This window comes from Streptomyces lusitanus (genome assembly GCF_042647945.1).
Classification (GTDB): Bacteria; Actinomycetota; Actinomycetes; order Streptomycetales; family Streptomycetaceae; genus Streptomyces; species Streptomyces pseudogriseolus.
Map to the genome: position 1 here is coordinate 399,514 of NZ_JBHRWL010000002.1, position 20,934 is coordinate 420,447.

16 protein-coding genes are annotated in these 20,934 nt (G+C 69.4%); 12 read left to right on the top strand and 4 right to left on the bottom strand.

Annotated elements, in window-relative coordinates; translation table 11 throughout:
- Nucleotides 1-9: 9 nt before the first annotated feature.
- Together ACFOSY_RS03260 and ACFOSY_RS03265 are read right to left on the bottom strand one after the other, a co-directional pair.
- Nucleotides 10-843, bottom strand: a complete 834-nt coding sequence (locus tag ACFOSY_RS03260; RefSeq protein ID WP_394305179.1) for a hypothetical protein — start codon at nt 841-843, stop codon at nt 10-12.
- A 59-nt stretch (nt 844-902) separates the two neighbouring features.
- The gene (locus ACFOSY_RS03265; protein WP_394305180.1) at nt 903-1,196 is read right to left on the bottom strand and encodes a hypothetical protein; all 294 of its coding nucleotides are present in this window, start codon (nt 1,194-1,196) and stop codon (nt 903-905) included.
- Between the two features lie 309 nt (nt 1,197-1,505).
- Between ACFOSY_RS03265 and ACFOSY_RS03270 the strand changes: the two genes are divergently transcribed.
- Nucleotides 1,506-3,743, top strand: coding sequence for an ABC transporter family substrate-binding protein (locus ACFOSY_RS03270; protein WP_394305181.1), 2,238 nt, complete (start codon nt 1,506-1,508; stop codon nt 3,741-3,743).
- Nucleotides 3,744-3,821: 78 nt separating this feature from the next.
- Here the strand turns inward: ACFOSY_RS03270 and typA are convergent, their stop codons facing one another.
- The gene (typA, locus tag ACFOSY_RS03275; RefSeq protein WP_394305182.1) at nt 3,822-5,738 is read right to left on the bottom strand and encodes a translational GTPase TypA; all 1,917 of its coding nucleotides are present in this window, start codon (nt 5,736-5,738) and stop codon (nt 3,822-3,824) included.
- Nucleotides 5,739-6,229: 491 nt separating this feature from the next.
- Between typA and ACFOSY_RS03280 the strand changes: the two genes are divergently transcribed.
- The 10 genes from ACFOSY_RS03280 (at nt 6,230) to ACFOSY_RS03325 (ending at nt 18,215) form a co-directional block, all read left to right on the top strand.
- A complete protein-coding gene (locus tag ACFOSY_RS03280; protein WP_394305183.1) occupies nt 6,230-7,270 on the top strand; it encodes an ABC transporter permease in 1,041 nt (346 codons plus the stop codon).
- 101 nt (nt 7,271-7,371) lie between these two features.
- Nucleotides 7,372-9,171, top strand: coding sequence for an ABC transporter substrate-binding protein (locus ACFOSY_RS03285; RefSeq protein ID WP_394305184.1), 1,800 nt, complete (start codon nt 7,372-7,374; stop codon nt 9,169-9,171).
- 104 nt (nt 9,172-9,275) lie between these two features.
- A complete protein-coding gene (locus ACFOSY_RS03290; RefSeq protein WP_394305185.1) occupies nt 9,276-10,253 on the top strand; it encodes an ABC transporter permease in 978 nt (325 codons plus the stop codon).
- A gap of 10 nt (nt 10,254-10,263) precedes the next feature.
- Nucleotides 10,264-11,325 (top strand): ABC transporter ATP-binding protein, encoded by a 1,062-nt coding sequence (locus ACFOSY_RS03295; protein ID WP_394305186.1) that lies wholly within the window; start codon nt 10,264-10,266, stop codon nt 11,323-11,325.
- A gap of 13 nt (nt 11,326-11,338) precedes the next feature.
- Complete coding sequence (locus ACFOSY_RS03300; protein WP_394305187.1) at nt 11,339-12,463, top strand: ABC transporter ATP-binding protein; 1,125 nt, start codon at nt 11,339-11,341, stop codon at nt 12,461-12,463.
- 212 nt (nt 12,464-12,675) lie between these two features.
- On the top strand, nt 12,676-14,301 hold the full coding sequence (locus ACFOSY_RS03305; protein WP_394305188.1) for a peptide ABC transporter substrate-binding protein: 1,626 nt from the start codon (nt 12,676-12,678) through the stop codon (nt 14,299-14,301).
- Nucleotides 14,302-14,307: 6 nt separating this feature from the next.
- Complete coding sequence (locus tag ACFOSY_RS03310; protein WP_369158198.1) at nt 14,308-15,231, top strand: ABC transporter permease; 924 nt, start codon at nt 14,308-14,310, stop codon at nt 15,229-15,231.
- The gene (locus tag ACFOSY_RS03315) at nt 15,224-16,201 is read left to right on the top strand and encodes an ABC transporter permease (RefSeq protein WP_394305189.1); all 978 of its coding nucleotides are present in this window, start codon (nt 15,224-15,226) and stop codon (nt 16,199-16,201) included. The genes ACFOSY_RS03310 and ACFOSY_RS03315 overlap by 8 nt, the downstream gene beginning before the upstream one ends.
- Before the next feature lie 6 nt (nt 16,202-16,207).
- Nucleotides 16,208-17,182, top strand: coding sequence for an ABC transporter ATP-binding protein (locus ACFOSY_RS03320; protein WP_394305190.1), 975 nt, complete (start codon nt 16,208-16,210; stop codon nt 17,180-17,182).
- On the top strand, nt 17,175-18,215 hold the full coding sequence (locus tag ACFOSY_RS03325; RefSeq protein WP_394305191.1) for an ABC transporter ATP-binding protein: 1,041 nt from the start codon (nt 17,175-17,177) through the stop codon (nt 18,213-18,215). The genes ACFOSY_RS03320 and ACFOSY_RS03325 overlap by 8 nt, the downstream gene beginning before the upstream one ends.
- 176 nt (nt 18,216-18,391) lie before the next feature.
- Here ACFOSY_RS03325 and ACFOSY_RS03330 read toward each other — a convergent pair whose 3' ends face one another.
- Nucleotides 18,392-20,530 (bottom strand): S9 family peptidase, encoded by a 2,139-nt coding sequence (locus tag ACFOSY_RS03330; protein WP_394305192.1) that lies wholly within the window; start codon nt 20,528-20,530, stop codon nt 18,392-18,394.
- A 176-nt stretch (nt 20,531-20,706) separates the two neighbouring features.
- Here ACFOSY_RS03330 and ACFOSY_RS03335 point away from each other — a divergent pair, with 176 nt between their 5' ends.
- Entirely contained in the window at nt 20,707-20,901 is a 195-nt protein-coding gene (locus ACFOSY_RS03335; protein WP_006132006.1) for a hypothetical protein, read from the top strand.
- Nucleotides 20,902-20,934: the final 33 nt, after the last annotated feature.

Below are 20,934 nucleotides of genomic sequence, written 5' to 3' on the forward strand. Positions count from 1 at the left end.
GGCCCCCAGCTAGAAGAAGCGCGGATCGTCGAAGACACCGGACGCGACGAGATAGACGTAGAAGTCGGCGAGCGCCACGCTCAGCAGCGAGGCCCAGGCGAGCTGCATGTGCCGGGCGTTGAGCCGGCTCACCCACTGCCACATCCGGTAGCGCACGGGATGCCTGGAGAAGTGCTTGAGCTTCCCGCCGACGATGTGCCGGCAGGAGTGGCAGGACAGGGTGTACGCCCAGATCAAGGCGATGTTGGCCAGGAACACCAGGGTGCCGAGCCCCATGTGGCCCCACGCGTAGTTCTCGTCGCGGAAGGCGAGCACGGTGTCGTAGGTCAGGATGCCGGCGACCAGGATCGCCGCGTAGAAGAAGTACCGGTGGACGTTCTGGAGGATCAGGGGGAAGCGGGTCTCGCCGGTGTACTTCGTGTGCGGTTCGGCGACCGCGCAGGCCGGCGGGGAGGCCCAGAAGCCCCGGTAGTACGCTTTGCGGTAGTAGTAGCAGGTCAGCCGGAAGCCGAGCGGGAAGATCAGGATGATGATCGCCGGCGAGATGCCCCACCAGCCGCCGAACAGCTCCCAGTTCGGGCCGCCGCGCATCGGCTCGCAGTTCTCCGCGAGGCACGGCGAGTAGAACGGCGACACGTACGGCGCCGCGTAGTAGTCCGTGTTCGCGAACGCCCGCCACGTCGAGTAGACGATGAAGGCGAGCAGCCCGGCCGCGGTGGCGGCCGGGGCCAGCCACCAGCGGTCGGTCCGCAGATGGGGGGCGGAGATCGCGGCGCGCGTGCCGGATCTCACGCCGCCGCGGTGATCGGGTTCGGTCGCGGGAGGTTCCGTACCAGTGGCCACGTCGTCCACTCCGGTAGGGGTCGGGGGGCGTCAGGTCGGCGGGCGGCGGTCGGGCGGGGTCAGGGGGCGCGGCGGTCGCGGGCGCCGAGACCCTCGTCGTCGGTGTCCACCCACAGCGACGGGTCGTAGGGGGTGTCGGAGATGGTCACGAGGTCGGGCCGCTTGGCCGGGCCCGCCGTGGCGACGGCGGTCTCCCGGAGCAGCGCGAGGCTCTCGCGCAGGTGGTTGGCGTCGGAGCGGACGCGGCGGACCTCCAGGCCCCCGCTGCCCAGCTGCTTCTCCAGCCGCCCCACCGACCTGACCAGGTCGTCGAGGCAGCGCTGGACGGTTGTCAGTTCGTCGTGCACGGACATGACGTGACCTCACTTCCACGGGTCCTTCAGGCCCAAGGCGGGCGACGGTCATGCGCCTGCGAGTGTTGCGCGTCACACCTCGCGCTGTGAAGGGATGTGCATCGATTGGCCGAGGCGCATGGGTGCATCGTCCGGTGCGAAGCCGTGCCGCGCCGGGTGCGTTGCGCCGCACGGGTGGGCTTGCCGTCCCCGCCGCCGTGTCGCCGGGGAACGCGGAACCCGTTCCTCTTCAGTGGGCCGCATACATCGGATGAACGCCCAATACCAAGTGTGATCACCATGCCCGCGGCTTTCCGGAGGTATCCAGAGATGTCCCACGACGGCATCGGCCCGCGCGCCGTCCTGCGCTCGGTCGCCCTCCTCACCGCCGGCGTGCTCACGGTGCCCGCCCTGGCCGGATGCGGTTCCGAGGACCCCGCGGGCAAGCCCCTCGCGGGCGCGGACGTCGCGGACGCCGACCGGTCCGACATCGCCGACGGCGGCACCCTGCGCTGGGCCGTGGACACCGTCCCGGACACCCTGAACACCTTCCAGGCCGACGCCGACACCACCACCGCCCGGATCGCCGAGGCCGTCCTGCCGTCGATGTACCGCACGGACGGCCGGGGCCGGGCCGTGCGCAACCCGGACTACCTGGCCTCCGCCGAGGTCGTCGACACCGAACCCAAGCAGGTGGTCGTCTACCGGCTCGCCCAGCAGGCCGTCTGGAGCGACGGCCGGGAGATCGGCGCCGCCGACTTCGCCGCCCAGTGGCGCGCCCTGTCCGGCAAGGACACCGCCTACTGGACCGCCCGCAACGCCGGCTACGACCGCATCGAGAAGGTCGAGCGGGGCAAGAACGACCTCGAGGTCAAGGTCACCTTCGACCGCCCCTACGCCGACTGGAAGTCGCTGTTCAGCCCCCTCTACCCCAAGGAGGTCATGGGCAGCCCGGACTCCTTCAACGACGGGGCGCGCAAGAAGCTCAAGGTCACCGCCGGGCCGTTCACGGTGGACACGGTGGACACCGAGGAGGACGAGGTCGTCCTCGCCCGCAATCCGCGCTGGTGGGGCAGCCCGGCCAAGCTTCAGAAGATCGTGCTGCGCGCCGTGCCGCACGACAAGCGCGTCTCCGCGCTCAGCGACGGCACCCTCGACCTGGCCGAGATCGACCCCGAGGCCGCCCGGCGCATCACGGCCGCCGCCCTGCCGCAGGACGGGAACACGCCCCTGATGGGCCCCGAGGCGGACCGCTCCGCCGCGGACGCGCTGCGCTCCTGGGCGGTCGCCAACGGCTCCGACGAGGACGCCGCCGACGAGGAGATCTCCGCCCGCAAGAAGCTGCGCAAGAAGGCCGAGAAGTACGCCCGGCAGCAGAAGGCGCTCGGCGGCTTCGAGGTGCGCAGGTCACTGGAGCCCGCCTACACCCAGCTCGCCCTGAACGGCGCCGAGGGTCCCCTGTCCGACGAGCGGGTCCGCCGCGCCGTGGCCCGCGCCCTGGACCGCGAGGAGATCGCCGGTGCCGTGCTGAAGCCGCTCGGCCTGCCCGCCGAGCCGGTCGGCAGCCACCTCGCGCTGTCCGGCCAGGCCGCCTACGCCGACAGCAGCGGCGCCCTCGGCACGCCGGACGCCAAGGAGGCCCGCGCCCTGCTCTCGGACGCCGGCTGGGTGCCGGGCGGCCCGGTGAAGGAGGAGAAGAAGGACGCGAAGAAGGACGAGGGCGAGGAGGCGGCCGGCTCCGAGGCGGACACGGAGGACGAGGACGCCTCGGGCGGCTCCGAGGGCTCCGGCGAGGGCGGCGGCGAAGGGGAAGGCGAAGGCGGCGACGACGGCACCTACATCGTCGGCGAGGACGACGGCAAGGCCCCGCAGGACTCCGGCACCGGCACCGGGCGGCTGAAGAAGGGCGGAGCCCCCGCCGGCGCCTACGCCCCGCGGGGCACCGCCGCCCCGGCCCGCGCGGACACCGCCCCGGTCGCCAAGGACGGCAAGGCGCTGGTGCTGCGGTTCGTGCTGCCGTCCGGGCCCGGTTCGAAAACGCTGGAGACCGTGGCAGGCCGGATCGCGACGATGCTGGAGAGAATCGGTATCCGCACCGACATCTCCAAGGTCGACAACGACAGCTACTTCAAGGACCACATCGCCTCCGGCGACTTCGACCTGGCCCTCTACTCCTGGCCCGCGACCGCCTTTCCCGCCACCGACGCCCGCCCGGTCTACTCCAAGCCGGTACCGGCCGCCGACGGCTCGCTGAACGTGGAGCAGAACTGGACGCGGGTCGGCACCGACCAGGTCGACCAGCTCTTCGACCAGGCGATCGCCACCCTCGACGACTCCGAGCGCCGCGACCTGATCCGCAAGGCCGACTCCCGGATCTGGGCGGCGGCCGGCTCCATCCCCCTCTACCAGCGCCCGCAGCTCGTCGCGGCCCGCGAGGACCTCGCCAACGCCGGCGCCTTCGGCTTCGCCACCCCGGTCTACGAGGACATGGGCTTCCTGAAGAAGTCGGCGCAGGGGCCGCAGGGGTCGCCGGGGGCGAAGGACGACGCGTCCGCCGCCGAGGACTGACCGGACCGGAAACGCGACGCGGCCCGGCGCCCCACCAGGGGTGCCGGGCCGCGTCGCGTGCGCGGTGGTGCGGTCTGATCAGCCGTGCTTGGCGCGGCTCGCGGCGCGGGCGCGCTCGCGGGCGTCCAGGTTCACCTTGCGGATGCGGATGGCCTCCGGGGTGACCTCCACGCACTCGTCGTCGCGGCAGAACTCCAGGGACTGCTCCAGCGACAGCTTGCGCGGCGGGACGATCGACTCGGTCACGTCGGCCGTGGACGACCGCATGTTGGTGAGCTTCTTCTCCTTGGTGATGTTGACGTCCATGTCGTCGGAGCGGGAGTTCTCACCGACGATCATGCCCTCGTACACCTCGGTGCCGGGCTCCACGAAGAGCACGCCGCGCTCCTGGAGGTTGGTCATCGCGAAGGCGGTGACCGCGCCGGCGCGGTCGGCGACCAGGGAGCCGTTGTTGCGGGTGGTCAGCGTGCCGAACCAGGGCTCGTGGCCCTCGTGGATGGAGTGCGCGATGCCGGTGCCGCGGGTCTGGGTCAGGAACTCGGTGCGGAAGCCGATCAGACCGCGCGAGGGCACCACGAACTCCATGCGCACCCAGCCGGAGCCGTGGTTCGACATGTTGTCCATGCGGCCCTTGCGGATGCCCATGAGCTGCGTGACCGCGCCCATGTGCTCCTCGGGCACGTCGATGGTCATGCGCTCGACCGGCTCGTAGACCTTGCCGTCGACGTCCTTGGTGACCACCTGGGGCTTGCCGACGGTGAGCTCGTAGCCCTCGCGGCGCATGGTCTCCACCAGGATGGCCAGCGCCAGCTCGCCGCGGCCCTGCACCTCCCAGGCGTCGGGGCGGTCGGTCTCCAGGACGCGGAGCGAGACGTTGCCGATCAGCTCGCGGTCCAGGCGGTCCTTGACCTGGCGGGCGGTGACCTTGCGGTCCTTGACGGCCGCCTTGTTGTCGGCGCCCTTGCCGGTGCCGCCGCGGCCGACCAGCGGGGAGGTGTTGGTGCCGATGGTCATGGAGATCGCCGGCTCGTCGACCGTGATCAGCGGCAGGGCGAGCGGGTTCTCCGGGTCGGCCAGGGTCTCGCCGATCATGATGTCGGGGATGCCCGCGACCGCGCAGATGTCACCGGGGCCGGCCTTCTCGGCGGGCTTGCGGGTGAGCGCCTCGGTCATCATCAGCTCGGAGATGCGGACGTTCTGCACGGAGCCGTCGCGCTTCATCCACGCGACCGTCTGCCCCTTCTTCAGCTCGCCCTGGTGGACGCGCAGCAGCGCGATACGGCCGAGGAAGTTGTCGGCGTCCAGGTTGGTGACGTGGGCCTGGAGCGGGGCGCCCTCCTCGTAGGAGGGGGCGGGGATGTGCTCGAGGATCGTCGAGAAGAACGGCTCGAGGGAGTCGGAGTCGCCGGGGACCGTGCCGTCGTCGGGCTTGGTCAGCGAGGCGATGCCGTCGCGGCCGCAGGCGTAGACGATCGGGAACTCGATCTGCTCCTCGTCGGCGTCCAGGTCGAGGAAGAGGTCGTAGGTCTCGTTGACGACCTCGTCGATCCGGGCGTCGGGGCGGTCCGTCTTGTTGATGCAGAGGATGATCGGCAGACGCTGCTGGAGCGCCTTGCGCAGCACGAAGCGGGTCTGCGGCAGCGGGCCCTCGGAGGCGTCCACCAGCAGCACGACGCCGTCGACCATCGACAGACCGCGCTCGACCTCGCCGCCGAAGTCGGCGTGGCCGGGGGTGTCGATGATGTTGATCGTGATGGGCTCCCCGCCGTCCTTGGGGTGGTACTTCACCGCCGTGTTCTTGGCGAGGATCGTGATGCCCTTCTCACGCTCCAGGTCGTTCGAGTCCATCATGCGGTCGTCGACCTGGTCGAGCTGGTGGGCGGCGAAGGCGCCGGCCTGCTTGAGCATGCCGTCGACGATGGTGGTCTTGCCGTGGTCGACGTGGGCGACGATGGCGACGTTGCGGATGTCGTGACGCGTTACAGACGGTGCCATGAAAGGCGTACTCCCGGAGGTGGTGAAGGTTGCCCGCCGCAGACGTCTGTGGTGCGAGGGCCCTGCCGGGCTGGACACGCCTCGGCCTGCCTCCATGGTACGGGGCCGTCACCGCGTACGCCCGCGCCTGCCGGAGGGCCGGGGTCCCGGGTGGCCGGCGTCCGGGGGCGGGGGACGTCTCCGGGCGGTCGCACGTGCTTCCGGCAAACGCAACATCTCGTTCGCATATCGGTGATCGCGCCCTCCGGTTTCGGACATGTAAACCGAAAACGCGCCCTTAATGTCCGAATTGCCGAATTCAATTCAGAGGTGTCAAGCGCGCGTAGGTGTCGATCTCTGCAATATTTCCTCAAAAAAACGACGGTAGGGAGATCCCTATGTCGTACGCCCTTGACGCGCGTTGACTCTCTTGGCGAAAGTTCCCCCAAACCGCAGTACCTGCCGGTATCTGCGCTGCGCTCAACTTCCCAACCCCCCGGGGGACGAACACGATGACCAGTCCAATCAAGGCTGAGGACTCCGGGTCCGCGGCTGTCTTGGACCCTGAGCTCACGGCGACCACCGATGTCGTCAAGGGCGAGAAGCAGCCCGAGGGCCGTTCCCCCGGCCAGTTGATGTGGCAGCGCTTCAAGCGCGACCGTACCGGAGTCGTCTCCGCGTGTGTGGTCATTTTCTTCTTCGTGGTGTCCGCACTCGCACCGGTGATCGCCAAGCTGTACGGCAAGGACCCGTACACGCTGTACGCCCAGGAGCCCGACTACCCGTTCCTGCTCGACGACTTCGCCATGCCGAACGGTTCGTTCGGCGGCATGTCGGGCGACTTCTGGTTCGGCGTCGAGCCCAAGCTGGGCCGCGACGTGTTCACCATGCTGCTGTACGGCATGCGCACGTCGCTCTACATGGCCGTGCTCGTCACGCTGCTCAGTGTGGTCACGGGCGTGATCCTCGGCATGATCGGCGGATACTTCGGGGGCCGTGTCGACTACTGGCTCGGCCGGGTGACGGACTTCTTCCTGGGCTTCCCCCAGCAGCTGTTCTTCATCGCCTTCATGCCCGTCGTCACCGCGATGTTCGTGGACCCGCAGGACGAGACCCCCACCTACCTGCGGGCGGTAGCGATCATCCTGGTGATGTGGTTCCTCGGCTGGATGGGCCTGTCCCGTCTGGTGCGCAGCTCCGTGCTGTCTCTGAGGGACCGTGAGTTCGTCGAGGCGGCGAAGGTCTCGGGCGCCTCTCCCGGTCGCATCGTGCGCAAGGAGATCCTCCCGAACATCGTCACCCCGATCCTGGTGCAGGCCACCTACATCCTGCCGAGCACGATCCTCACCATCGCCTTCCTCTCGTTCATCGGTGTGGGCTTCGTCGAGCCGACACCGGACTGGGGCCGCATGTTCCAGGTCGGCACCGAGGTGTACGAACAGGATCCGATGTTCCTGTTCTTCCCGGGAGCGGCACTGGTGATCTTCGTACTCGCCTTCAACCTTCTCGGAGACTCCGTCCGGGACGCATTCGACCCCAAGACCGGACGCTGAACGTCCATTGGTGGGTGGGGGAGCTGCCGCCCCCGGCCGGTCTACCGGACTGCCAGGCAGCAACTCGTGGACAACTATCGACAGGTAGGTGCATCGGCATCATGAAGCCCATCAGAACGCGTACCGCGCGCGCCATCGCCGTGGCCATCGTGGCAGGGTCCCTGGCCCTGACCGGCTGCTCCAGCAACGACGGCGGCGGCAAGGGCAAGAGCGACGCGAAGTCCCAGAAGGACGCCGCCGAGCAGCAGGACCCTGTCGCCTACGGTGACGCCGCCGCCTCGACCGGCCCGGCTGAGGAGGTCCCGGGGGCCAAGCCCGGTGGCTTCATCAACGTCTACATGCAGTCGGACCTGACCCACATGGACCCGGGTCAGATCTACGTCAGCGACGCCGGCCAGTTCGCCAACCTGATCCACCGCGGTCTGACGAACTTCCAGGAGGACGAGCAGGGCAACCTGACCGTCGTCGGCGACGTCGCCACGGACTCGGGTCAGACCACCGACGGCGGCAAGACCTGGACGTACAAGCTCAAGGACGGCATCAAGGACGAGGACGGGAACCCGATCACCTCGGCCGACGTCCGCCACACCATCGAGCGCCTGTACTCGAAGGTGATCTTCGACGGTCCGACCTACATCCAGAGCTGGCTCTCGGGCAACGACTACCGCAAGGCGCTGCCGGACGGCCCGTACAAGGGCAAGCACCTGCCGGACACCGTCCTCGAGACGCCGGACGACAAGACGGTCGTCTTCAAGTTCAGCCAGCCGCGTCCGGACCTGCCGCAGGCCCTGGCCATGGCCGGCTACGCCATCGTGCCCGCCAAGCAGGACACGAAGGAGAAGTACGACAAGGCGCCCGCCGCCCTCGGCCCGTACAAGCTCGCCGAGTACAAGCCGGGCAAGTCCATGAAGCTGGTCAAGAACGACCAGTGGGACCCGAAGACCGACTCGGTGCGCCACCAGTACGTCGACGGCTACAACTTCACCAACACGGTCTCCCAGGCGAGCCAGACCAAGCGTCTGATCTCCGACCAGGGCGAGGCCAAGAACGCCATCCAGTTCACCGACCCGGTGGACCCGGCGCAGATGGCCGACGTGGTCACCGACCCGCAGACCAAGAAGCGCACCATCCAGGGCTACCAGCCCTACGTGTGGCAGCTCACCTTCAACCTGGACCGGGTGAAGGACAAGAAGGTCCGCGACGCGATCACCTACGCCATCCCGAGCCAGTCCATGGTCCAGGCGGACGGCGGCCGCTACGGCGGTGAGATCGCCGGCGGTCTGCTCGCCCCGACCCTGCCGGGCTTCGACCCGACGTACGACCCGTTCGGCAAGCTGAAGAAGCCCAACGGCGACATCGAGAAGGCCAAGGAGCTGCTGAAGGAGGCGGGTGTCAAGGAGGGCACGAAGCTCACCTACGCCTACTCCAACACGCCGCGCGGCCAGGCCCAGCAGGTCATCCTGAAGGACGCCCTGGAGAAGATCGGCTTCGACGTCCAGTCGAAGGAGATCGACCGCGCCAGCTTCTACGAGCAGGTCGGCAAGCTGAACAACCCGTACGACCTCTACATGACCGGCTGGGGCCAGGACTGGCCGTCCCCGTCCACGGTCGTCACCCCGGTCTACGACGGTGAACTGGTCGCCGACGGTGCGTCGAACTACTCGCACATCAACGACAAGCAGGTCAACGAGCTGATCCAGAAGGCCCTCAAGCAGGAGCCCGAGGAGGCCGCCAAGACCTGGGAGCAGGCTCACCACCGCATCGTGGAGGAGATCAACCCGGCTGCCCCGGTCTACTACTCCAAGCAGATCCAGCTCTTCGGATCGAACGTGGGTGGCGCCAAGTACAGCACCGAGTCGAGCTACATCGACATCAACGACCTGTACCTGAAGCAGCCGTAACCCGCCAGATCGGCTGACCGCGGGGGTGTGCGCCAGGCGGAGCACACCCCCGCGGACGGTACCCCCTGACTGCCGCCGCGTTTCGAAGAGAGCATCCACCCGCCATGCTTCAGTTCCTCATCCGCAGGCTGACCGGCGCCGTCGTCATCATGTTCCTGATCGGCGCCTTCACGTTCTTCCTGTTCTACACAGTTCCTCAGGACTTCGCTGCACTGTCCTGCGGCAAGAACTGCTCACCCGAGAACCTCGCGGTGATCCGTGAGAACCTCGGCCTGGACAAGCCCATCTCCACCCAGTTCTGGGAGTTCATGTCGGGGATCGTGGCAGGCCGCGACTTCCCGCAGGGCCACTGCTCCGCGCCGTGCCTGGGTGTCTCCTTCCAAAGCGGCGAGTTCGTCTGGGACTCCGTCCTCGACCGTTTCCCGCTGACGCTGTCGCTGACCGTCGGCGGTCTCGTGATCTTCCTGATCCTGGGCCTCGGCTCGGGTCTGCTGGCCGCCTGGAAGCGCGGCACCGTCGTCGACAAGATCGTCAGCGGCGCCTCGATCGTGCTCAGCTCCTTCCAGATCTACCTGCTCGGCCCGATCGTCCTCGGCCTGCTCGTCTACAGCACGGGCATCATGGAGTTCCCGAAGTACCACAACTTCACCGAGGAGCCCGGGGCCTGGTTCCTGGGGATGCTCATCCCCTGGGTGGTCATGGCCACCATCTTCACCGCGCAGTACACCCGTATGTCGCGCTCGACGATGATCGAGCAGCTCCAGGAGGAGCACGTCCGCACGGCGCGCGCCAAGGGCATGCGCCAGAGCTACGTCTTCTTCCGCTACGCCTGGCGCGGCTCCCTGATCCCCATCGTCACCATCCTCGGCATGGACCTCAGCGCCCTGCTGTCCGGCGCGGTGGTCACCGAGTTCACCTTCGACCTGGCCGGCATCGGCCGTCTCGCGGTCGATTCGTCGCTGACGAAGGACCTGCCGGTGACCATGGGTGTCATGCTGTTCGGAGCCTTCTTCATCCTGCTCCTGAACATCCTCGTCGACCTCGCCTACGCGTACATCGACCCGCGCGTACGGCTCAGCTAGGAGAAACACCGTGACCACACTGACCAAGACCGAAGGCGAGAAGGCCCCCACCGGGCCCGACTCCTTCCTCTCGGTCCGCGACCTGCGGGTGCGGTTCTCCACCGAGGACGGCATCGTCAAGGCGGTCGACGGGCTGTCCTTCGACGTCGAGCGCGGCAAGACCCTGGGCATCGTGGGCGAGTCGGGTTCCGGCAAGTCCGTGACCAACCTGACCGTGCTCGGGCTGCACAACCGCAAGAGCACCACCGTCGAGGGCGAGATCCTCCTCGAGGGCCAGGACCTGGTGACCACGCCCGAGAAGGAGCTGGAGAAGCTCCGCGGCAACAAGGTCGCGATGATCTTCCAGGACCCGCTGACGGCGCTCTCGCCGTACTACACGGTGGGCCGGCAGATCGCCGAGCCGTTCATCAAGCACACCGGCGCCTCCAAGAAGGAGGCGCGGGAGCGGGCGATCGAGATGCTGACCAAGGTCGGCATCCCGCAGCCCAAGACGCGCGTGGACGACTACCCGCACCAGTTCTCCGGCGGTATGCGCCAGCGCGCCATGATCGCCATGGCCCTGGTGTGCGACCCCGACCTGCTGATCGCGGACGAGCCGACCACCGCCCTCGACGTGACCGTCCAGGCGCAGATCCTCGACCTGCTCAAGGACCTCCAGCAGGAGTTCGGGTCGGCGATCATCTTCATCACCCACGACCTCGGCGTCATCTCCGACATGGCCGACGACCTGCTGGTGATGTACTCGGGCCGGGCCGTGGAGCGCGGCAGCGTCCGCGAGGTCCTGCGCGAGCCGCGGCACCCCTACACCTGGGGCCTGCTCAGCTCGATGCCGCGCCTCGGCGGCAGCACCTCGGTGCCGCTGACGCCGATCCCCGGCACGCCGCCCAGCCTGCTCAACCCGCCGTCCGGCTGCCCGTTCCACCCGCGCTGCACGTTCACGGACAAGGTGTCCGGCGACCGGTGCAGCACCGAGCGGCCCCCGCTCGGCGAAGGCCGGGCCGCTGCCTGCCACCTGACGGCAGAGCAGAAGCAGACCATCTTCATCGACAAGATCCAGCCCCGGCTGCGCTAGGGAGATCCGAGACATGAGCGACAACCTCACCCTCCCCGCACAGCAGGGCTCCACCGGCGCTTCGACCGAGGCGCTGCTGAAGGTGGAGGGCCTGACCAAGCACTTCCCGATCTACGGCGGCTTCCCGATCAAGCGGAAGGTCGGTGCCGTGCAGGCCGTCGACAACGTCGACCTGACCGTCGGCGTCGGCGAGAGCGTCGGCCTGGTGGGTGAGTCGGGCTGCGGCAAGTCGACCACGGGCCGGCTCATCACCCGGCTCCTGGAGCCCACCGGCGGGACGATCGAGTACGCGGGCCAGGACATCACGCACGCCAAGCGCAGGCAGCTGGCGCCGGTCCGGTCCGAGATCCAGATGATCTTCCAGGACCCGTACTCCTCGCTGAACCCGCGCCAGACCGTCGGCACGATCATCAAGTCGCCGATGGAGGTCAACGGGATCAATCCCGCGGGCGGCCGGGAGAAGAAGGTGCGCGAGCTGCTCGAGCTCGTCGGCCTGAACCCCGAGCACTACAACCGCTTCCCGCACGAGTTCTCCGGCGGCCAGCGCCAGCGCATCGGCGTCGCCCGGGCGCTCGCGCTCAACCCGAAGCTGATCGTGGCGGACGAGCCGGTCTCCGCGCTCGACGTGTCCATCCAGGCGCAGGTCGTCAACCTGCTCCAGAAGGTCCAGGAAGAGATGGGCATCGCCTTTCTCTTCATCGCGCACGACCTGGCCGTCGTGCGGCACTTCTCGCAGCGCGTGGCCGTGATGTACCTGGGCAAGGTGGTCGAGGTCGGCGACCGCGACTCCATCTACAACCGCCCGCGGCACCCCTACACCCACGCCCTGCTGTCGGCCGTGCCCGAGGTGGCCATGGACGACGAGTCGGAGAACCGCGAGCGCATCCGCCTCGCCGGTGACGTCCCCTCGCCGATCTCCCCGCCGTCCGGCTGCCGGTTCCGCACGCGGTGCTGGAAGGCGCAGGACAAGTGCGCCACGGAGGAGCCGCCGCTGGTGCAGCTCTCCGGCAACACCGCGGGTCACCTGACGGCGTGCCACTTCCCGGAGGAGCCCACCGTCGCGGCGCGCTCCGAGGACGTCGTGCTGGACCCGGCCCTGAAGACGCTGGAGAGCGACGGGGACGTCGCCAAGGACTGACCCCCTCACCTTCAGGACGCGGCGCCCCGAGGACCCGGGGGCGGGAGGACATCGCACCTCCCGCCCCCGGGTCCTCGCGCGTTCCGGTCCCGGAGCGTGCCCGTCCGCCCGTCCGGTGGATCGTGCGACCCGTACGGCCCCGGCGGGCGTGCGCGCGGTGGCGCCCCCTCCCAGGCTGGCCCGGTAAGGGACCCGGGCACGAGGAGGCACCCATGCGCATCACCACGCACGCCAGCTGGGCCGTCTGCGCGATGGCGCTCGCCCTCGCCACGGCGGGGTGCGGCGGGGGCGGGGGAGGCAGCGGAGACTCCGAGGCCGTGCTGAGCGCCTCCTGGGGCGACCCGCAGAACCCGCTGGAGCCGTCGAACACCAACGAGGTGCAGGGCGGCAAGGTCCTCGACATGATCTTCCGGGGTCTGAAGCGGTACGACCCGGAGACCGGTGAGGCCGAGGACATGCTCGCCGAGAAGATCGAGACCTCGGACTCGCAGAACTTCACCGTCACCGTCAAGGACGGCTGGACCTTCAGCAACGGCGAGAAGGTCACCGCCCAGTCCTTCGTGGACGCCTGGAACTACGGCGCGAGCCTGCGCAACAACCAGCGCAACGCGTACTTCTTCGGCTACATCGAGGGCTACGACCAGGTGCACCCGGAGGAGGGGGAGCAGACCGCGGACACCCTGTCCGGGCTGAAGGTCACCGGCGAGCGCACCTTCACCGTGAAGCTGACCCAGAAGTTCTCCACCTTCCCCGACACCCTCGGCTACGCGGCCTTCGCTCCGCTGCCCCGGGCGTTCTTCGACGACCACGACGCCTGGGTGAGGAAGCCGGTCGGCAACGGGCCCTACCTGGTCGAGTCCTACACCCGCGGCTCGCAGATGGCGCTGCGCAAGTGGGAGGAGTACCCCGGCGACGACAAGGCGCAGAACGGCGGCGTCGACCTGAAGGTCTACACCGACAACAACACCGCCTACACCGATCTGCTGGCCGGCAACCTCGACCTGGTCGACGACGTGCCCGCCGCGCAGCTGAAGAACGTGAAGAACGACCTGGGCGACCGCTACCTCAACACGCCCGCCGGCATCATCCAGACCCTCGCCTTCCCGTTCTACGACGACGCCTGGAACACCGAGGACGCGAAGAAGGTGCGCCAGGGCCTGTCCATGGCGATCGACCGTGCCCAGATCACCGACACGATCTTCCAGAAGACCCGCACGCCCGCCACCGACTGGACCTCCCCGGTGCTCGGCGAGGACGGCGGCTTCCAGGACGGACTGTGCGGCGAGTTCTGCGAGTTCAGGCCCGACGAGGCGAAGAAGCTGATCGAGGAGGGCGGCGGACTGCCCGGCGGCAAGGTGACCATCACCTTCAACGCCGACACCGGCTCCCACCGCGAGTGGGTCAACGCCGTCTGCAACTCCATCAACAACGCCCTCGACAACGAGCGCGCCTGCACCGCCAACCCGGTCGGCACCTTCGCGGACTTCCGCAACGAGATCACCGACCGGAAGATGACCGGACCGTTCCGGGCCGGCTGGCAGATGGACTACCCGCTCATCCAGAACTTCCTGCAGCCGCTGTACTACACCAACGCCTCGTCCAACGACGGCAAGTGGTCGAACAAGCAGTTCGACGACCTGGTGAACCGGGCCAACCAGGAGACCGACACCGCCAAGGCCGTCGACCTGTTCCAGCAGGCCGAGGAGGTGGTCCGGGACAACATGGCCGCGATCCCGCTCTGGTACCAGAACGGCAGCGCCGGCTGGTCCGAGCGGCTCTCCAACGTCAAGCTCAACCCCTTCAGCGTCCCCGTCTACAACGAGATCAAGGTCAGCTGATCCGTCATGGGGCGCTACGTCGTCCGGCGGCTGCTCCAGATGATCCCCGTCTTCATCGGGGCCACGCTGCTGATCTTCCTCATGGTCAACGTGATGGGCGACCCCATCGCGGGCCTGTGCGGTGAGCGGCAGTGCGACCCGGCGACGGCCGCCCGCCTGGAGCAGGAGTTCGGCCTCGACAAGCCGGTCTGGCAGCAATACGTGACGTACATGGGGAACGTCTTCACCGGCGACTTCGGCACGGCCTTCAACGGCCAGGAGGTCACCGAGCTGATGGGGACGGCGTTCCCCGTCACGATTCGGCTCACGCTGATCGCGATCCTCTTCGAGATCGTCATCGGCGTCACCCTCGGCGTGGTCACCGGACTGCGCCGGGGCCGGCCGGTGGACACCGGGGTGCTGCTGCTGACCCTGGTCGTGATCTCCGTGCCCACCTTCGTCACCGGTCTGCTGCTCCAGCTGCTGCTCGGGGTGAAGTGGGGCTGGATCCGGCCCTCGGTGTCCTCCGAGGCGCCCTTCGACGAGCTGATCCTGCCCGGGCTGGTGCTCGCGTCGGTCTCCCTCGCCTACGTCACCCGGCTGACCCGCACCTCCATCGCGGAGAACCGCCGCTCCGACTACGTCCGCACCGCCGTCGCCAAGGGCCTGCCCCGGCGCCGGGTCGTCGTCCGGCACCTGCTGCGCAACTCCCTGATCCCCGTGGTGACGTTCATCGGCGCCGACATCGGCTTCCTGATGGGCGGGGCGATCGTCACCGAGCGGATCTTCAACATCCACGGCGTCGGCTACCAGCTCTACCAGGGCATCCTGCGGCAGAACACGCAGACGGTGGTCGGCTTCGTCACCGTGCTGGTGCTGGTCTTCCTCGTCGCCAACCTCGTCGTCGACCTCCTCTACGCCGTACTCGACCCGAGGATCCGCTATGTCTGACCGTCACCACGAACCCCAGGCCGCCATCGCGGGCACCAGCATGGGCGGCGCCATGGACCTGGGCGTCGACGAGGCCGAGTCCCTGGAGAAGAGGCCAGGGCCGGACGGCGCGGGACCGGAGGAGCGGCCGCGGTCGCTGTGGTCGGACGCCTGGCGGGACCTGCGCCGCAACCCGGTGTTCCTCGTCTCCGCGCTGGTCATCCTGTTCCTGGTCTTCATCTCCCTGTGGCCGTCGGCGATCACCTCCGGCTCCCCCCTGAAGTGCGACCTGTCCAAGGCGCAGGAGGGCTCGCAGCCCGGTCACCCCTTCGGCTTCGACGGGCAGGGCTGCGACGTCTACACCCGGACCGTGTACGGGGCCCGCACATCCGTCGCGGTCGGGGTGCTCGCCACCCTCGGGGTCGCCGTCCTCGGCAGCGTGCTGGGGGCGCTCGCCGGGTTCTTCGGCGGCGCCTGGGACGCCGTCCTGTCCCGGATCACCGACGTCTTCTTCGCCATCCCGGTCGTCCTCGGCGGGCTGGTGCTGCTCTCCGTCATCACCAGCAACACCGTCTGGCCGGTCATCGGCTTCATCGTGCTGCTCGGCTGGCCGCAGATCTCCCGCATCGCCCGCGGCGCCGTCATCACCGCCAAACAGAACGACTACGTGCAGGCCGCGCGGGCGCTCGGCGCCTCCAACTCCCGGCTGCTGCTGCGGCACATCGCGCCCAACGCCGTCGCCCCGGTCATCGTCGTCGCGACCATCGCGCTGGGCACGTACATCGCGCTGGAGGCGACCCTGTCGTACCTCGGTGTCGGGCTGAAGCCGCCCAGCGTCTCCTGGGGCATCGACATCTCCTCCGCCTCGCCCTACATCCGCAACGCCCCGCACGCGCTGCTGTGGCCCTCCGGGGCGCTGGCGATCACCGTCCTGGCGTTCATCATGCTCGGCGACGCGGTGCGCGACGCCCTCGACCCGAAGCTGAGGTGAGCCACGGTGCTGCTCGAAGTGCGCGACCTGCACGTGGAGTTCCGTACCCGGGACGGTGTGGCCAAGGCCGTCAACGGGGTCACCTACGGCGTGGACGAGGGGGAGACGCTGGCGGTGCTGGGCGAGTCGGGCTCCGGCAAGTCGGTGACCGCGCAGGCCGTCATGGGCATCCTCGACACCCCGCCCGGCCGGATCACCGGCGGCGAGGTGGTCTTCCAGGGCCGGGACCTGCTGAAGCTCAAGGAGGACGAGCGCCGGCGGATCCGGGGCGCGGAGATGGCGATGGTCTTCCAGGACGCGCTGTCCTCCCTCAACCCGGTGCTCACCGTCGGCGACCAGCTCGCCGAGATGTTCACCGTGCACCGGGGCATGTCCCGCAAGGACGCGCGGGCCAAGGCGGTCGAGCTGATGGACCGGGTGCGCATCCCGGCCGCGCGGGAGCGGGTCAGGCAGTATCCGCACCAGTTCTCCGGCGGCATGCGCCAGCGCATCATGATCGCGATGGCGATCGCCCTGGAGCCGGCGCTGATCATCGCCGACGAGCCGACCACCGCCCTCGACGTCACCGTCCAGGCCCAGGTGATGGAGCTGCTCGCGGAGCTCCAGCGGGAGTACCGGATGGGGCTCATCCTCATCACCCACGACCTGGGCGTGGTCGCCGACGTCGCCGACCGCATCGCGGTGATGTACGCGGGCCGGATCGTGGAGTCGGCGCCGGTGCACGACATCTACAAGGCCCCGGCGCACCCGTACACCCGGGGCCTGCTGGACTCCATCCCGCGCCTGGACCACAAGGGCCGGGAGCTGTACGCCATCAAGGGGCTGCCGCCCAACCTCACCCGCATCCCGCCGGGCTGCCCCTTCCACCCGCGCTGCCCGCTGGCGCGGGACGTGTGCACGACCGACGACCCGCCGCTGTACGAGGTCTCCGGCACGCGCGGGAGCGCCTGCCACTTCTGGAGGGAGTGCCTGGATGGCTGAGCCGATCCTGGAGGTCAGCGGCCTGGTCAAGCACTATCCGCTGACCCGGGGCATCGTCTTCCGCAAGCACGTCGGGGCCGTGAAGGCGGTCGACGGCGTGGACTTCCGCCTGGACCGGGGCGAGACGCTGGGCATCGTGGGGGAGTCCGGCTGCGGCAAGTCGACGGTCGCGAAGATGCTGGTCAACCTGGAGCGGCCGACGGCCGGTTCGATCCGCTGGAAGGGCGAGGACATCACGCGGCTGTCCGGCAGGGCGCTCAAGGCGGTGCGCCGCAACATCCAGATGGTCTTCCAGGACCCGTACACCTCCCTCAACCCCCGGATGACGGTGGGCGACATCATCGGGGAGCCGTACGACATCCACCCCGAGGTGGCGCCGAAGGGGGACCGGCGGCGCCGGGTGCAGGAGCTGCTGGACGTCGTGGGCCTCAACCCGGAGTACATCAACCGCTATCCGCACCAGTTCTCCGGCGGCCAGCGGCAGCGCATCGGCATCGCGCGCGGGCTGGCGCTGCGCCCCGAGGTGATCGTCGCCGACGAGCCGGTGTCCGCGCTGGACGTGTCGGTGCAGGCACAGGTGATCAACCTGATGGACCGGCTCCAGAGCGAGTTCGACCTGTCCTACGTCTTCATCGCGCACGACCTGTCGATCGTCCGGCACATCTCCGACCGGATCGGGGTGATGTACCTCGGCCGGATCGTGGAGACCGGCACGGACACCGAGATCTACGACCACCCCACCCATCCCTACACGCAGGCGCTGCTCTCCGCGGTGCCCGTCCCGGACCCCCGGGCGCGGGAGCACCGGGAGCGGATCGTGCTGACCGGGGACGTGCCGTCGCCGACGAACGTCCCCTCCGGCTGCCGCTTCCGCACCCGCTGCTGGAAGGCGCGGGAGAAGTGCGCGGTGGAGGTGCCGGCGCTGGCGGTGCCGCCGTGGTTCGCGGAGGCCGGGGGGCCGGCCGCGCACGACTCGGCGTGCCACTTCGCGGAGGAGAAGCAGGTGGTGCCGGCGGAGGAGGGGCGCGGGTGAGGGCGCCTCGGTGTGGAACGGGGCGCGGGCCGGGGTGAGGGCACGTCGGCCCTGAACGGGGCACGGGCCGGGATGCCATGACGCACCCCGGCCCGCTCACGGCACCCGCACGGCCGTACGCTGACCAGCGTGCCCTGTCCGTATATCGGTACCGCTTCCGGGGAGTTGCCCCGCTGTTAACGCGTGGCGGGGGCGTCCGGGAGGGACAGGGCGCGCCGCAGGAAGCCGAGCTGGAGGCGGAGCAGGTTCTCGGCGACCTCCTCCTGGGGCGTCATGTGCGTGACGCCGGAGAGCGGCAGCACCTCGTGTGGGCGGCCGGCCGCCAGCAGGGCGGAGGACAGCCGGAGGGAGTGGGCGACCACCACGTTGTCGTCCGCGAGGCCGTGGATGACCATCATCGGCCGGTGCGGTCCGGCCGCGTCGACCAGGCCGGCGTCGTCGATCAGCGAGTTGCGGCGGTAGACCTCCGGCTGCTCGTCGGGGTGCCCGAGGTAGCGCTCCTGGTAGTGGGTGTCGTACAGGCGCAGGTCGGTGACCGGGGCGCCGACCACGGCCGCGTGGAACACGTCGGGGCGGCGCAGCGCCGCGAGGGCCGCCAGATAGCCGCCGAAGGACCAGCCGCGGATCGCCACCCGGTCCAGGTCGAGCGGGAAGTCGCCGGCCAGCGCGTGGAGGGCGTCGACCTGGTCCTGGAGGACGACGGCCGCGATGTCGTCCTTGACGGACTTCTCCCAGGCGGGGGAGTGTCCGGGGGTGCCGCGCCCGTCGGCGACGACCACCGCGAAGCCCTGGTCGGCGAACCATTGCGAGGTCAGGTACGGGTTACGGGCGGCCACGACCCGCTGGCCGTGCGGACCGCCGTAGGGGTCCATGAGCACCGGCAGAGGGATGTCACCGGCGTAGTCCCGAGGCATAAGCACGGCGCACGGGATGCGGCGTGCGCCCCCCTGTGTCAGCGTCACGCGGGGGGACAAACCGGGGTCTTCGGCGTACGAGGGGACAGTCGCCGTCTGTTTCCCGTCACGGAGCACCCGCACCCGCGAACCTGGCCGGTCCAGGGTCGCCGAGACCAGCACCGTGACCCCTCCGGAGCGCACCGCGGTGTGCACGCCGGGCTCCTCCGAGACGCGCTCCACGCCCAGTTCGTTCACCCGGTAGACGTGCACCTCGCCGATTTCCGGAGCGGCCGCCTCCGCGCCTGCCGACGCCGAGACCAGCACGTCGTCGTCCGAGACGTCGAGCACCGCACGGATGTGCAACTGCGGCCCGGTGAGCGGTCGTTCACCCACGGCGAGGCGCCGGGCGCCCCCCTCGTCGGCGATCCGGACCAGCTGTCCCGAGGGGCTCCAGCAGGGCACACCGGGGAAAAGTTCCAGCCAATCCGGATCTTCGTCGGCGTGCACCATCCGGGTCGCCCCGGTGTCCGGGTCGACGGCCAGGATCAGCTGCGCCCGCTGGTCGCGCGCCTGTACGAGCAGCAGCGGGGCACCCGCCGCTGACCAGTGCACTCGCGCCAGATACGGGTACCGCGCCCGGTCCCAGGAGACCTCCGTGCGCGCCCCGGCGAGGTCCACGACGAACAGCCGTACGTCCGCGTTCGGGGTGCCGGCCGCCGGGTAGCGGACGTGGTGCGGCTCACGTTCCGGGTGGGCCGGGTCGGAGATCCACCACCGCCGCACCGGCGTGTCGTCCACCCGCGCCACCAGCAGCCGGTCCGACTCCGGGGACCACCAGAAGCCGCGCGAACGGCTCATCTCCTCGGCCGCGACGAACTCGGCCAGACCGTAGGCGACGTCCTCCCCCTCGGGGGTGGTGAGCGCGCGGTCGTCCGCCCCCTCCGCCGAGACCACCCGCAGGGCGCCCTGGGCGACGTACGCGACATGCCGTCCGTCGGGCGACGGGCGGGGGTCGATCACCGGTCCCGGTGTGCGGAGTTCGCGCGCCGTGCCGGCCCTCAGCTCGGCCGTGAAAAGCCGCCCTGACAAGGCGAAAGCCGCCAGCTCGACCGCCGCGTCGGTGGCGTAGCCGACGATGCCGGCGCCCCCCTCACGGCTGCGTTCGCGCCGCGCCCGCTCCTCGGCGGAGAGCTGCTCGGACGCACCGCCCAGGAGGGCGCGCGGGTCGGCTGCCACGCGCTCCCCGCCCCCGTCCGTGTCCAGCACCCAGAGGGCGTTGGCCCGGTCCGTACCGGAGCCTGAGCGGAGGAACGCGACACGTGAGCCGTCGGGCGCCACGCTGAACGAACGCGGCGCGCCGAGGGTGAAGCGGAGGGTGCGGGCGTGCCGCCGGGGGAAGGAGTCCGTCTCGGTCGTCATGCCCTGACCATATTGGCCATGCGCCCCCTTGTGCGGCCGTGCGCCGATCGATGCGCACGTACGGATAGTTATGATCGTTAGCGCATAGTGGGTATGAACCTGCTACCCGCTGTGTGGACGTACTGCCCCCATATTCCTGACCCCCGCGCCCCTGGGATCCTTGGAGGTGAGCCGCCGTGGCACTCTCGATTTCGGCGGTGGTGCTGCTGGCGATCATCGTCTTCCTGCTGATCAAGAAGTCGGGTCTGAAGGCAGGACACGCGATCGTGTGCATGCTGCTCGGCTTCTACCTGGCCTCGTCGACGATCGCGCCCACGATCAACGAAGTCACCTCCAACATCGCGGGGATGATCGGCAGCCTCAACTTCTGAGCGCGGCCGGCGCCGGCCTCTCGCGTGTTACCC

Excerpts from the sequence above, each read along its gene's own strand:
- ACFOSY_RS03265 (WP_394305180.1), bottom strand. The coding sequence starts at position 1,196 with ATGTCCGTGCACGACGAACTGACAACCGTCCAGCGCTGCCTCGACGAC.
- ACFOSY_RS03325 (WP_394305191.1), top strand. The coding sequence starts at position 17,175 with ATGGCTGAGCCGATCCTGGAGGTCAGCGGCCTGGTCAAGCACTATCCG.
- ACFOSY_RS03270 (WP_394305181.1), top strand. The coding sequence starts at position 1,506 with ATGTCCCACGACGGCATCGGCCCGCGCGCCGTCCTGCGCTCGGTCGCC.
- ACFOSY_RS03300 (WP_394305187.1), top strand. The coding sequence starts at position 11,339 with ATGAGCGACAACCTCACCCTCCCCGCACAGCAGGGCTCCACCGGCGCT.
- ACFOSY_RS03330 (WP_394305192.1), bottom strand. The coding sequence starts at position 20,530 with ATGACGACCGAGACGGACTCCTTCCCCCGGCGGCACGCCCGCACCCTC.
- ACFOSY_RS03305 (WP_394305188.1), top strand. The coding sequence starts at position 12,676 with ATGCGCATCACCACGCACGCCAGCTGGGCCGTCTGCGCGATGGCGCTC.
- ACFOSY_RS03280 (WP_394305183.1), top strand. The coding sequence starts at position 6,230 with ATGACCAGTCCAATCAAGGCTGAGGACTCCGGGTCCGCGGCTGTCTTG.
- ACFOSY_RS03315 (WP_394305189.1), top strand. The coding sequence starts at position 15,224 with ATGTCTGACCGTCACCACGAACCCCAGGCCGCCATCGCGGGCACCAGC.
- typA (WP_394305182.1), bottom strand. The coding sequence starts at position 5,738 with ATGGCACCGTCTGTAACGCGTCACGACATCCGCAACGTCGCCATCGTC.
- ACFOSY_RS03310 (WP_369158198.1), top strand. The coding sequence starts at position 14,308 with ATGGGGCGCTACGTCGTCCGGCGGCTGCTCCAGATGATCCCCGTCTTC.
- ACFOSY_RS03290 (WP_394305185.1), top strand. The coding sequence starts at position 9,276 with ATGCTTCAGTTCCTCATCCGCAGGCTGACCGGCGCCGTCGTCATCATG.
- ACFOSY_RS03285 (WP_394305184.1), top strand. The coding sequence starts at position 7,372 with ATGAAGCCCATCAGAACGCGTACCGCGCGCGCCATCGCCGTGGCCATC.